The sequence below is a fragment of the Paraburkholderia nemoris genome (genome assembly GCF_905221015.1).
Lineage (GTDB): Bacteria > Pseudomonadota > Gammaproteobacteria > Burkholderiales > Burkholderiaceae > Paraburkholderia > Paraburkholderia nemoris.
In genome coordinates, this window is record NZ_CAJNBO010000016.1 from 48,860 (window position 1) to 61,508 (window position 12,649).

10 protein-coding genes are annotated in these 12,649 nt (G+C 62.3%); all 10 read right to left on the minus strand.

Translation table 11 applies throughout. The features are described 5' to 3' along the window. Window positions 1-16: 16 nt before the first annotated feature. On the minus strand, window positions 17-2,452 hold the full coding sequence (locus tag KHO33_RS24120) for a 3-hydroxyacyl-CoA dehydrogenase/enoyl-CoA hydratase family protein (protein ID WP_093646487.1): 2,436 nt from the start codon (window positions 2,450-2,452) through the stop codon (window positions 17-19). Window positions 2,453-2,576: 124 nt separating this feature from the next. Further along, complete coding sequence (locus KHO33_RS24125; protein WP_200563879.1) at window positions 2,577-4,364, minus strand: acyl-CoA dehydrogenase C-terminal domain-containing protein; 1,788 nt, start codon at window positions 4,362-4,364, stop codon at window positions 2,577-2,579. 97 nt (window positions 4,365-4,461) lie between these two features. Then, a complete protein-coding gene (locus KHO33_RS24130) occupies window positions 4,462-5,061 on the minus strand; it encodes a TetR/AcrR family transcriptional regulator (protein ID WP_046566835.1) in 600 nt (199 codons plus the stop codon). Window positions 5,062-5,287: 226 nt separating this feature from the next. Further along, a complete protein-coding gene (gene clsB, locus KHO33_RS24135) occupies window positions 5,288-6,547 on the minus strand; it encodes a cardiolipin synthase ClsB (protein WP_200563881.1) in 1,260 nt (419 codons plus the stop codon). Next, window positions 6,544-7,044, minus strand: coding sequence for a dihydroneopterin triphosphate diphosphatase (gene nudB, locus KHO33_RS24140; protein ID WP_200564236.1), 501 nt, complete (start codon window positions 7,042-7,044; stop codon window positions 6,544-6,546). Before nudB ends, clsB begins: the two co-directional genes overlap by 4 nt. Before the next feature lie 180 nt (window positions 7,045-7,224). Then, window positions 7,225-9,024 carry an aspartate--tRNA ligase gene (aspS, locus tag KHO33_RS24145; protein WP_093646480.1) on the minus strand — a complete coding sequence of 600 codons (1,800 nt, stop codon included), beginning with the start codon at window positions 9,022-9,024 and terminating at the stop codon, window positions 7,225-7,227. Between the two features lie 63 nt (window positions 9,025-9,087). Continuing rightward, on the minus strand, window positions 9,088-9,741 hold the full coding sequence (locus KHO33_RS24150; RefSeq protein ID WP_054037685.1) for a DUF502 domain-containing protein: 654 nt from the start codon (window positions 9,739-9,741) through the stop codon (window positions 9,088-9,090). 75 nt (window positions 9,742-9,816) lie between these two features. Continuing rightward, entirely contained in the window at window positions 9,817-10,221 is a 405-nt protein-coding gene (locus KHO33_RS24155; RefSeq protein ID WP_093646475.1) for an FmdB family zinc ribbon protein, read from the minus strand. Between the two features lie 178 nt (window positions 10,222-10,399). Further along, on the minus strand, window positions 10,400-11,023 hold the full coding sequence (locus KHO33_RS24160) for a methyltransferase domain-containing protein (RefSeq protein WP_200563883.1): 624 nt from the start codon (window positions 11,021-11,023) through the stop codon (window positions 10,400-10,402). Window positions 11,024-11,057: 34 nt separating this feature from the next. Further along, entirely contained in the window at window positions 11,058-12,635 is a 1,578-nt protein-coding gene (gene ubiB / locus KHO33_RS24165; RefSeq protein ID WP_054037682.1) for a ubiquinone biosynthesis regulatory protein kinase UbiB, read from the minus strand. Between the last annotated feature and the right edge of the window lie 14 nt (window positions 12,636-12,649).

Consider the following 12,649-nt stretch of genomic DNA (forward strand, 5'->3'; position numbering starts at 1 on the left):
GCTCCTCTATCGTCGCTTAGTTGCGCACCGGCTTGCCGGTTTGCAGCATGCCCATGATCCGTTCCTGCGTCTTTTGCGTGCCGAGCAGATCGACGAACGCTTGACGCTCGAGTTTGAGCAGCCATTCTTCGTCGACGAGGCTGCCGGCTTCCACGTCACCGCCGCACACCGCTTCCGCGATACGGCTGGCGATCAGGTAATCGTGCTCGCTGATGAAACGGCCGTCGCGCATGTTGACGAGCGATGCCTTGATGGTCGAGATCGCCGAGCGGCCCGCCACCGGCACCTGCGTGACACGCAGCGGCGGACGGTAACCCGCGGCGGACAGCGCACGCGCTTCCTTCTTCGCGATGTCGAGCAGTTCGAACACGTTGAAGACGATCGTGTCGGACGGCTTCAGGTAGCCCATCGCGCGGGCGTCGAGCGCCGAGGCCGAGACCTTCGCCATTGCCGCGTTTTCGAACGACTTCTGCACGAACTTCAGCAGGTCATTGGTCGCGCCGGCTGCGGTTGCGGCTTCCGCCGCACGCAGTGCCGCTTCCTTCAGACCGCCGCCCGCCGGCACGAGACCCACGCCGACTTCGACCAGACCGATGTAGCTTTCGATGTGCGCGACACGCTTCGCGCTATGCAGCGCCAGCTCGCAGCCGCCGCCGAGCGCGATGCCCGACACAGCCGAGATGACCGGCACGCTCGCGTACTTCACGCGCAGCATGCCTTGCTGGAATTTCTTCACGAACGGCTCGATACCCTTCGCGCCACCCATCATGAACGCGGGCATGGCTTCTTCGAGGTTCGCACCTGCGGAGAACGGGCCGCCTGGCGTGCCGAGTTTCAGCGACGTCGGCTGCCACACGACCAGACCCTTGTAGTCTTTCTCGGCCAGTTCGATGGCTTGCGTCAGACCGTCGATCACCGACGGTCCGATCGTGTTCATCTTGCTCTTGAACGACACGATCAGGACGTCGTTCTCGCCGGCACGGTCGTCGACCCAGGCACGCACGGCGTCGGTTTCGAACAGCGTCTTGCCGTAGGTTTTCGGATCAGCCGACGTTTCGCCGACCAGCGGGGCACGGAACACCTGCTTGTCGTAGACCGACAGCGACGAGCGCGGCACAAACGTCTTCGAAGCCGGCGACCACGAACCTTCGTTCGTATGCACGCCGCCCTTTTCAGCAACCGGACCTTCCAGCACCCATGACGGCAGCGGCACGTTCGACAGCGCCTTGCCTGCGGCGATGTCTTCCTGCACCCATTCGGCGACCTGCTTCCAGCCGGCCGTCTGCCAGCCTTCGAACGGACCTTCGTTCCAGCCGAAGCCCCAGCGAATCGCGAGATCGACGTCACGCGCGTTGTCAGCGATCGATTCCAGATGCACGCCGATGTAGTGATACACGTCGCGGAAAATCGACCACAGGAATTGCGCTTGCGGATGCTCCGATTCGCGCAGGAGCTTCAGACGCTCTGCCGGCGGGCGCTTCAGAATGCGGCCGACCAGTTCGTCGGCTTTCGCGCCGCCATCAACGTACGCGCCCGTCTTCGGGTCGAGCACCTTGATGGCTTTGCCTTCCTTCTTATAGAAGCCGCCGCCGGTCTTCTGACCCAGCGCGCCCTTCTTCACCAGTTCAGCCAGCACGGGCGGCGTTTCGTAGACCGGGAAGAACGGGTCGTCCTTCAACGTGTCCTGCATCGTCTTGATGACGTGCGCCATGGTGTCGAGACCGACCACGTCCGCCGTGCGGAACGTTGCCGATTTCGCGCGACCCAGACGCGAGCCGGTCAGATCGTCCACTTCGTCGAAACGCAGACCGAACTTTGCGGCTTCGGTGATCACAGCGAGGATCGAGAAAATACCGACACGGTTGGCGATAAAGTTCGGCGTGTCTTTCGCGCGCACGACACCCTTGCCGACCACGCTCGTCAGGAACGATTCGAGTTGGTCGAGGATTTCCGGACGCGTCGTTGCGGTCGGGATCAGTTCGACCAGGTGCATGTAGCGCGGCGGATTGAAGAAGTGCACGCCGCAGAAGCGCGCCTTCAGTTCATCCGAGAAACCGTTCGACAGTTCGGTGATCGACAGACCCGACGTGTTGGTCGCGAAAATCGCATTCGGCGCGATATGCGGTGACACCTTCTTGTACAGATCGTGCTTCCAGTCCATGCGTTCGGCGATCGCTTCGATCACGAGGTCGCACTCGGCGAGCTTCTCGATGTCGTCGTCGTAATTCGCGGGCTGGATGTATTGCGCGTCGTCCTTCACGCCGAACGGCGCGGGAGACAGCTTCTTCAGATTCTCGATCGCCTTCAGGGCAATCGCGTTCTTCGGGCCTTCTTTGGCAGGCAGGTCGAACAGCAGCACGGGCACCTTGGCGTTGATCAGGTGCGCTGCGATCTGCGCGCCCATCACGCCGGCGCCGAGCACGGCGACCTTGCGAATGATCAGATTGCTCACGTCGTTCCTCCGGGGAGTTATGCGGTGTCGCGAAGGTGTCTCTTATGTTTCGCGATGTGTGACTTGTGGCGGTGGAAGGCGCCACGCCGCTTGAAGGCGTGGCGCTTGCCGCGAAGTGTGTGCCTTAGAACAGCGACTCTTCGACGTCCATCATCGATTTCGAACCGGCGCGTGCCTGACGGATCGTCATGGCCGTTTCCGGCAGCAGCTTCGCGAAGTAGAAGCGTGCGGTTGCGAGCTTCGCCTTGTAGAACGGATCGCCCGATGCTTCGTTGTCCAGCGCGATACGTGCCATGCGCGCCCAGAAGTACGAGAACACCAGGTGGCCGACGGTGCGCAGATACGGCACAGCGGCAGCGCCGACTTCGTCCGGGTTCTGCATCGCCTTCATGCCGATTTCCATCGTCAGCTTCTGCACCTTGTCGCCGATGTCGGCGAGCGGGTTGATGAACTCCTGCATTTCCGGCTTCACGCCTTCGGCTTCGACGAAATCCGACACCAGCTTGCCGAACTTCTTCATCTTCGCGCCCATGTCGCCGAGAATCTTGCGGCCCAGCAGGTCGAGCGCCTGAATCGCGTTGGTGCCTTCGTAGATCATGTTGATACGCGCGTCGCGCACGTATTGCTCCATGCCCCACTCGGTAATGAAACCATGGCCGCCGTAGATCTGCATGGCGTGGTTGGTGCTCTCGAACGCATTGTCCGAGAGGAATGCTTTCAGGATCGGCGTGAGCAGCGCGACGAGATCCGCCGCTTCTTTACGCACCGATTCGTCTGCGTGCGACAGTTCCTTGTCGATGTGCAGCGCGGACCAGTACGAGAACGCGCGCGCACCTTCAGCGTAGGCCTTCTGCGTGAGCAGCATGCGGCGCACGTCCGGATGCACGATGATCGGGTCAGCGGCTTTTTCCGGCGCCTTCGGGCCGGTCAGCGAGCGCATTTGCAGGCGCTCTTTCGCGTACGTCAACGAATTCTGATAACCGATTTCGGTCAGGCCCAGGCTCTGCATGCCGACGCCCAGACGCGCGGCATTCATCATCACGAACATCGCGTTCAAGCCCTTGTTCGGCTCACCGACCAGCCAGCCCTTCGCGTTGTCCAGATTGATCACCGCGGTCGCGTTGCCGTGAATGCCCATCTTGTGTTCGATGGAACCGCACTTCACGCCGTTGCGCTCGCCCGGCTCGCCCGCTTCGTTCGGGATGAACTTCGGCACGATGAAGAGCGAAATACCCTTGGTGCCCTTCGGTGCATCCGGCAGACGCGCGAGCACCAGGTGAACGATGTTCTCAGAGAGATCGTGTTCGCCGCTGGAGATAAAAATCTTCGTGCCGCTGATCGCGTACGAGCCGTCGCTGTTCGGTTCGGCCTTGGTGCGCAGGATGCCGAGGTCGGTGCCGCAGTGCGGCTCGGTCAGACACATCGTGCCGGTCCAGACGCCCGCAACCAGCTTCGGCAGATAGCGTTGCTGCAACTCCGGCGTGCCGTGCGCATGCAGACATTCGTACGCACCGTGCGACAGGCCCGGGTACATCGTCCACGCCTGGTTCGCCGAGTTCAGCATTTCATACAGCGCGTTGTTCACGAACGCGGGCAGGCCCTGGCCGCCGTAGTCCGGATCGCAGCCGAGCGCTGGCCAGCCGGCTTCCACGTATTGCTTGTAGGCTTCCTTGAAGCCCTTCGGCGTGGTCACGACGCCGTCGCCGACGTACGTGCAGCCCTCCTGATCGCCGCTGTGATTGAGCGGAAACAGCACTTCGGAGCAGAACTTGCCGGCCTCTTCGAGCACGGCGTTGATCGTGTCCGCGTCGAGATCCGCGTGCTTCGGCATCTGCTTGATCTCGGCTTCGACGTTAAGCAGCTCGTGCAACACGAATTGCATGTCGCGCAGCGGCGCGGCGTACTGTCCCATGACTCTCTCCCAAGTTTGACAAGGAGCCAGGCCGTTAGCTGAGTCCGTGGATCGGATCTTTCAGCGCCGCTGAATCTGCTTGATTTCGGCGGTTCTGCTAACGGCTTTCGCTCTGATACGAAACAATCAATTTTTCCAGCGCGGCCCACGTGAGACGCACTGCATCCGGCAAGTGCAGGAAGCGCGCGTCGTGATGCAAGCCGAGCGTGAAGCTGTACAGTTCGAACAGCATCAGCTGCGGATCGGTATCGGCACGCAGATGCCCTTCTTCCATCGCCTGCGAAATTGCCCGCGTGAGCGCCGCACGCCAGATCGTCACGCTCGACACCAGTTGTTCACGCACCGGGTTGTCTCCGCGGTCGTCGTACTCGACGGCACCGCTGATGTAGATGCACCCCGTGGTGACTTCCTGAATGCGTTTCTCGATCCAGCGGGAAATCATCGCGCGCAAGCGCGGCAATCCACGAGGCTCACGCAAGCTCGGGAAAAACACCTCGTCTTCGAAACGACGGTGGTATTCGCGCACGACTTCGACCTGCAAGTCCTCGCGCGACCCGAAATGCGCGAACACACCGCTTTTGCTCATCTGCATGCGCTCGGCCAGCAATCCAATCGTCAGACCTTCCAGTCCGTCGCGGCTTGCCAGATCAAGTGCTGCTTCGAGAATCGCGACTCGTGTTTGTTCGCCTTTTCGCATAGCTTTTTACCGTTCTAATGTGACCGAAAGAAAATCGAACGGCCGTACTATTATTGTGTGCGACCGTCCGCGAAACAAGGACTTTATTAGAAACCGGTTTCTAACCCGGTTTCAATTCTGCGGCATCCGTCAATCAGAGGAAGGAGATTTTTTAGAGGCGTTTGCCTTCTTTTTGTCCCTTTCATTGACGCTGCCCCCTTGCGGTTATGTGCGAGGTGCTGATGAGCTAGTCATAGCCACCCACCGTTAGTAGCTTCATCACGGCCCGATAGGTCGTGTAGGCAAGCCAGTTGAGCAAGCGCTCACCCGCCGGACGGGCATCATAGCGCGCCTCGTCGATCCGGCGAGATTCCCTGAACGCGGCGATGATCGCTTCGCGCAGTGCGTCGATCGACGGGTCGTTCACCAGCACCACGTTGGCCTCGTTGTTGAGCATCAGGCTCAACGCGTCGAGATTCGACGAGCCGACCGTCCCCCAGTTCGAATCCACCACCGCGACCTTGCCGTGCAGCATGGTTTTCTCGTACTCGGCGATCTGCACGCCGGCTTTGAGCAGCGCACGATACAGGAACGGCACGGCGTAATCGAGCGCCTTGAACTCCTTGCGCCCGATGATGAGCTTCACGTCGACGCCGCGCCGCGCCGCGAAAACGAGCGCGCGCCGCAGCTTGCGGCCCGGCATGAAGTACGGATTAGCCAGCAGCACTTCGCTGCGCGCCTGGCCGATCGCGGTCAGATACGCCTTTTCGATGGCGCGGCGGTTGATCAGGTTGTCGCGTGCAACGAAGGCCACGCAGGGCAGCCCGCCGGCCCAGAGCGCCTCGTTGCGATTGCGGCGCCGGCGGCGCAGCGTGCCGAGCGACGCCATGGTCTTCGGCGCGAGATCCGGCTCGAGCGATTCCAGCGGTCGATGCCCGAGACGGATCCGCTGCCATTGCACCTCGAACGCCTGGCGGATATCGGCGACCACCGGCCCGCGCAATTCCACCGCGAAGTCCCAGCGCCGGTAAGGCAGCTTCGCGCCGTTGTTCTCGTAATCGTCGACGATATTGATGCCGCCGCAGTAGCCGAACTGATCGTCCACCACCGCGATCTTGCGGTGCGTGCGCGAGAAGCCGAAGCGGCCGAACAGATGCGGGTTGTAGATACGATGGTCGACGCCGGCGAGCGGCCATTCGTTGAACATCGGCAAGCGTTCGGTGCCGATGCCATCGGTGATCACGCGCACCTTCACGCCGCGCGAGGCCGCGCGCAGCAAAGCCGCGCTAACGGCCTGACCGGCGCTGTCGCCACAGAAAATATAAGTTTCGAGAACCACGTCGCTCTGCGCCGCATCGATACGTTCGATCAGCGCGGCGAAGAACTCGTCACCGGAGCGCAGCAGCTTGACCTCGTTGCCGCTGGTAAAGCGGTAGCGCTGCCAATAGCGGCGGCCGAGCAGCGATTGACGGATTCGCGCGAAACGGCGCGCGCCGCCGACGCTCACCGGGCACGCTCCTCGGGCTGGCCATTCAGGCGCCCAGCGAGCCGTTTCGGCAATTGCAGGATCGCGTCGGCATTCGACGACGAAAAGCAGCGCGAGGCCGCCTCTTCATAGGGCAGCCACAGGAACGCGGTGTGCTCGCGCGGCGCGAGCGTCACTTCGAGCTGCTCGGGCACTTCCAGACTGAACCAGTGCTCGGTGTTTTGGATCACGCCCTCGGCATAGCGATGCCGGAACTGAGGGTAGATCTCGTATTCGATCGAATACTGCCAGTCGAACAGCGCGCTATGCGGCACGAGCGTACTGCCGACCACGATGCCAGTTTCCTCCGCCACTTCGCGCGCAGCTGTCTCGACGAAGGGCTCGTCGATCTGGTCTTTCGAGCCGGTCACCGATTGCCAGAAATCTGCGTGATCGGCACGCCGGATCAACAGCACGTCGAGCGCGGGCGTATGGATGACGACGAGTACGGATTGCGGGATCTTCGGCGGTTTCGGCATGGCGTAAAGACTGGGCGCAACGCTTGCGCGGTACATGTCGGCGAATGGTCCAATAAGCGGTCGAGACCGGTTGCTGCGACTGTAACGCAAAAAACGAAAAAGGCGCATCACGCGCCTTTTTCGTTTCGCTTTTTCGTCACCTCACGCCGTCGTTTTCAGACAGCGTGAGTTTGATCCCGCTTAGACCTTCGGTTCCGGCTGACGCAGACGGATGTGCAACTCGCGCAACTGGCGCTCGTCCACTTCGCTCGGCGCCTGCGTGAGCAGACACTGTGCACGTTGCGTCTTCGGGAACGCGATCACGTCGCGAATCGAATCGGCGCCGGCCATCATCGTGATGATGCGGTCCAGACCGAATGCGATACCGCCGTGCGGCGGCGCGCCGTATTGCAGCGCGTCGAGCAGGAAGCCGAACTTGGCTTGCGCTTCTTCCGCGCCGATCTTCAGCGCACGGAACACCTTGCTCTGCACTTCTTCACGGTGGATACGCACCGAACCGCCGCCGATTTCCCAGCCGTTCAGCACCATGTCGTAGGCCTTGGCGAGGCAGCGCGCCGGATCCGTTTCCAGATACTCGAGGTGCTCGTCCTTCGGGCTCGTGAACGGGTGATGCGCGGCGACGTAGCGGTTGTCTTCCTCGTCGTATTCGAACATCGGGAAGTCGATCACCCACAGCGGCTTCCAGCCGGATTCGACGAGGCCATTGGCCTTGCCGAATTCCGAATGACCGATCTTCAGACGCAGCGCGCCCAGGCTGTCGTTCACCACCTTCGCGCGATCCGCCGCGAAGAAAATGATGTCGCCGTCTTGCGCGCCGGTACGCTCGATGATCGCCTTGACCGCTTCGTCGTGCAGGTTCTTGACGATCGGGCTTTGCAGACCGTCACGGCCCTTCGCTACTTCGTTGACCTTGATCCACGCGAGGCCCTTCGCGCCGTAGATGCGCACGAATTCCGTGTAGCTGTCGATGTCGCCACGCGAAAGCTCGCCGCCCTTCGGCACACGGATCGCCGCGACGCGGCCGTCTTTCGTGTTGGCCGGCGTGCTGAACACCTTGAAGTCGACGTCTCTAACCGCGTCGGTCAGGTCGGTGAATTCGAGCTTCACGCGCAGGTCCGGCTTGTCCGAACCGAAACGGCGCATGGCTTCCGAGTACTCCATGACCGGGAATTTTTCGGCCAGTTCGACGCCGATCGTTTCCTTGAACACGTGACGGATCATCGCTTCGAACAGATCGCGGATTTCCTGTTCCGACAGGAACGAGGTTTCGCAGTCGATCTGCGTGAATTCCGGCTGACGGTCAGCGCGCAGGTCTTCGTCGCGGAAGCACTTGACGATCTGGTAGTAGCGATCGAAGTTGGCGACCATCAGCAGCTGCTTGAACAGTTGCGGCGATTGCGGCAGCGCGAAGAACTGGCCCGGGTTGGTACGCGACGGCACGAGGTAATCGCGCGCGCCTTCCGGCGTGCTCTTGGTGAGCATCGGCGTTTCGATGTCGATGAAGCCCAGCGAGTCCAGATACTTGCGCACTTCGATCGCGACGCGGTAACGCAAACGCAGGTTGTGCTGCATCTGCGGACGGCGCAGGTCGAGCACGCGATGCGTGAGGCGCGTGGTTTCCGACAGGTTGTCGTCGTCGAGCTGGAACGGCGGCGTGATCGACGGGTTCAGCACGATCAGCTCGTGGCACAGCACTTCGATCTTGCCGCTCTTCAGCGAGGCGTTCGTCGTGCCTTCCGGGCGGGCGCGAACCACGCCCTTGATCTGCAGGCAGAACTCGTTCCGGACGCCTTCGGCAGTCTTGAACATTTCCGCGCGATCCGGATCGCAGACGACCTGAACGAGGCCTTCGCGGTCGCGCAGGTCGATGAAGATAACGCCGCCATGGTCACGGCGGCGGCTTACCCAACCGCACAGCGAGACGGGTTGGCCCAGCAGTTCTTCGGTCACCAGACCGCAGTATTCAGATCTCATCGACATGATGTTTGTCTTTCGTTATGCATTGGTTGGACGGCGCGCGGCGATAAACGCTGCGCACCGGCATTACAGCGGAGGCTCGACTGTCGTGCGGCGCACCGGCGCCGGCGGCGCGGACGGCGCCACGACGCCCATCGAGACGATGTACTTGAGCGCAGCGTCGACCGTCATGTCGAGTTCGATCACTTCGCTCTTGGGCACCATCAGGAAGAAGCCGGACGTTGGGTTCGGCGTAGTCGGCACATACACGCTGACGTAGTCTTCTTTCAGGTGATTGACCACGTCGCCGCCCGGAATGCCGGTCAGAAACGCAATCGTATAGGAACCGCGGCGCGGGTACTCGATCAGGAGCGCCTTGCGAAACGCATTGCCGCTGCTCGACAACAAGGTGTCCGACACCTGCTTGACGCTGGTGTAGATCGGGCCGACCACCGGAATGTGAGCAACCACGACTTCCCACCACTTCACGAGCTTCTGCCCGATGAAGTTTTGCGTCAACAGCCCGACGACAAAGATGAACGCCAGCGTCAGCACCGCGCCGAGGCCCGGCAAACGGAAGCCGAGCGCGCGCTCCGGCTGCCATGAGGTCGGCAGCAGCAACAGCGTCTGGTCCATCGTGCCGATGATCAGGCCGAGCACCCACAGTGTGATAGCCAGAGGCACCAGCACCAGCAGGCCAGTCAGGAACACCGATTTGAGCGTCGTTTTTTTCGTCGTCATGTGTACCGCCAGAAAGCCGCGCGAGCCGATACCCGACGCGCGGCGTGTGCGCCGCCCATAAGGGCGGCCGTGCAACTAGGCGCTGCCGGAGCCGCTCGAATTCGACGATGCGGCGGGTGCGGCAGCAGGCGTGGCAGGCGTTGCGGCGGCGCCCGACGAAGCGGCGGCGGCCGTGCCGTTGGCCGAAGCCGTGTCGGAATTGGCGGCGCCGTTATTCCCGGCTGCAGCGTTTTCGCCCGAATTCGCATTCGAGCCGCCATTCGCGTCGGGCTTGGCCGGCGCGCTTGCGCCGCCATTACCGCCGCGGAAATCGGTCACATACCAGCCGGAGCCCTTCAACTGGAAACCGGCTGCTGTCACCTGCTTGCGAAAGGTGTCTTTCCCGCACTCGGGACACTGCGTCAACTGGGGGTCGCTCATCTTCTGAAGCACGTCCTTCCCGAAGCCGCATGACTCGCAACGATAAGCGTAGATCGGCATGAACTTTTCCCTACTGAAATCTTGTAAACGCTTGCAAAGCCTTGAATTATAGCCGCATATGGCTAGTCACCCGTGAATTTCCGGGACAAACGCCAGGCGCAGCCGCCGTCCCCGTAAATGGGGGCCGCCGCTATCGAATCAAGTGCGGCCCGCGCTGTCGTCAAACGCGGCGGCCCGCTCAGCCACGACGGCGCCACGTCATCCAGCGCTCGCGGCCGGCAAAAACGGCAATCGAGTCGGTCACGGCCTCGTCTTCGATCAGGTCGAAGGACGGCGAGAGCAACGCGTCGAGTTCGGCGCGCTCGATGCCGAACGGCGGCCCTTTCGGCGTCGCGCCGATGAAATAGAAACCCGCCAGCAGTGCGCCCTCCGGCAACAACGCGGCCATTCGTTGCGCGTAGTCTGCACGGCGCGCCAACGGCAGCGCGCACAGAAACGCGCGCTCGTAAATCCAGGCCGGCGTGAACGGCGGCTCGTAAGCGAAGAAGTCAGCCTGCTCGACCAGTTGAGCATGCTGCGCGCCCAATTGCTCGCGCGCTGCCGCTACGGCGGCCGGCGAGAAATCGATCGCCCGGACCGGATTGCCCTGCCCAGCCAGCCAGAGCGCCTCGTAGGCACTGCCGCAGCCGGGAATCAGTACGGCCGCGCCGGCGTGCCGGCTAGCGAACGACTGGAACGCCGACGGCACGCCCGCCTGATCCCACGGCATGAAATGGCGTTCGAAGCGCTCGTCCCAGAACTCGGGCGAGTTGGGATCGCGGGTCGCGAAGTCGGGCGCGGAAGGCTGGGTCGGATCGCTCATGAGATGCCTCGCAGGGTTCAGGATCGGGTCGGGATCACCCGCCGTAGGCGAACGCCAGAAACGCCCGCGCCAGCACCGCGCCGACGCCCACTGCCACGCCGAACAACAGCAGCCCTTGCAGCAGCCGGTTGGTGCGCTTCTGCTCGAGCAGGATCTGGCGAATCATGTCGTCGTTCGCGCCGCGCGTGTGGTCGTGACGCTGAGCCAGCACATGATGGATCAGGCGCGGCAACTGCGGCAGCGTCTTGCTCCACTGCGGCGCTTCGATCTTCAGCCGCTCGTACCAGCCGCGCAGACCAATCTGCTCGTTCATCCAGCGTTCGAGATAGGGCTTGGCGGTCTTCCACAAATCCAGTTCAGGATCGAGCGAACGGCCTAGCCCTTCCACGTTCAGCATGGTTTTTTGCAGCAGCACCAGTTGCGGCTGGATTTCCACGTTGAAGCGGCGCGACGTCGAGAACAGGCGCATCAGCACCTGGCCAAGCGAAATATCCTTCAACGCGCGGTCGAAATAGGGCTCGCAAACCGCGCGGATCGCGCTTTCCAGTTCCTCGACCCGGGTCGTAGGCGGCACCCAGCCGGACTCCAGATGCAGCGTGGCGACGCGGTGGTAGTCGCGCTTGAAGAAAGCGAGGAAGTTCTGCGCGAGGTAGTTCTTATCGAAGTCCGACAGCGCGCCGATGATGCCGAAGTCGAGCGCGATATAGCGGCCGAAGTGCGCCGGATCGAGGCTCACCTGAATGTTGCCCGGATGCATGTCGGCGTGGAAAAAGCCATCGCGGAACACCTGGGTGAAGAAAATTTCGACGCCTTCGCGCGCCAGCTTCGGAATATCGACGCCGGCCGCGCGCAGCGTCTCCACCTGGCTGATCGGCACGCCGACCATGCGCTCCATCACCAGCACGGTGGGCGTGCAGAACTCCCAGTACATCTCCGGCACCAGCAGCAGATCAAGCCCGGCGAAGTTACGGCGCAGCTGGCTGCCGTTCGCCGCTTCGCGCATCAGATCGAGTTCGTCGTGCAGATACTTGTCGAATTCGGCGACCACCTCGCGCGGCTTCAGGCGCTTGCCGTCAGCCCACAGACGCTCGGCCCAGACGGCGATGTCGCGCAGCAAGGCCAGGTCGGAGTCGATCACCGGCAACATGTTCGGCCGCAGCACCTTCACGGCGACTGCCTTGCCCGCGTGCTGCCCTGCTTTCACCTTCGCAAAGTGAACCTGCGCGATCGACGCGCTCGCCACCGGTACCCGCTCGAAATCGTCGAACAGCACGTCGACCGGTGCGCCAAGCGACTTCTCGACCAGCCCGATCGCCACCGCCGAATCGAACGGCGGCACCTGATCCTGCAGCTTGGCCAGTTCATTGGCGATATCAACCGGCAGCAGATCGCGCCGCGTGGACAGCACCTGGCCGAACTTGACGAAGATCGGCCCGAGGCTTTCGAGCGCGAGCCGCAAACGCACACCCGGAGGCGCGTCGAACTTGCGGCCGATGGTGGTGATACGCAGCAGCAGACGCACACGCCGGTCATTGACGCGGCTGAGCATCATCTCATCGAGACCGAAGCGGATGACCGTGAAGAAAATCTTGAGGAAACGCAGAAAACGCATAGTTGTGCCCGATG

Coding starts and splice junctions, on each gene's coding strand:
- KHO33_RS24160 (WP_200563883.1), bottom strand. CDS start 11,023: ATGAGCGATCCGACCCAGCCTTCCGCGCCCGACTTCGCGACCCGCGAT.
- KHO33_RS24125 (WP_200563879.1), bottom strand. CDS start 4,364: ATGGGACAGTACGCCGCGCCGCTGCGCGACATGCAATTCGTGTTGCAC.
- ubiB (WP_054037682.1), bottom strand. CDS start 12,635: ATGCGTTTTCTGCGTTTCCTCAAGATTTTCTTCACGGTCATCCGCTTC.
- KHO33_RS24155 (WP_093646475.1), bottom strand. CDS start 10,221: ATGCCGATCTACGCTTATCGTTGCGAGTCATGCGGCTTCGGGAAGGAC.
- aspS (WP_093646480.1), bottom strand. CDS start 9,024: ATGTCGATGAGATCTGAATACTGCGGTCTGGTGACCGAAGAACTGCTG.
- KHO33_RS24130 (WP_046566835.1), bottom strand. CDS start 5,061: ATGCGAAAAGGCGAACAAACACGAGTCGCGATTCTCGAAGCAGCACTT.
- KHO33_RS24150 (WP_054037685.1), bottom strand. CDS start 9,741: ATGACGACGAAAAAAACGACGCTCAAATCGGTGTTCCTGACTGGCCTG.
- nudB (WP_200564236.1), bottom strand. CDS start 7,044: ATGCCGAAACCGCCGAAGATCCCGCAATCCGTACTCGTCGTCATCCAT.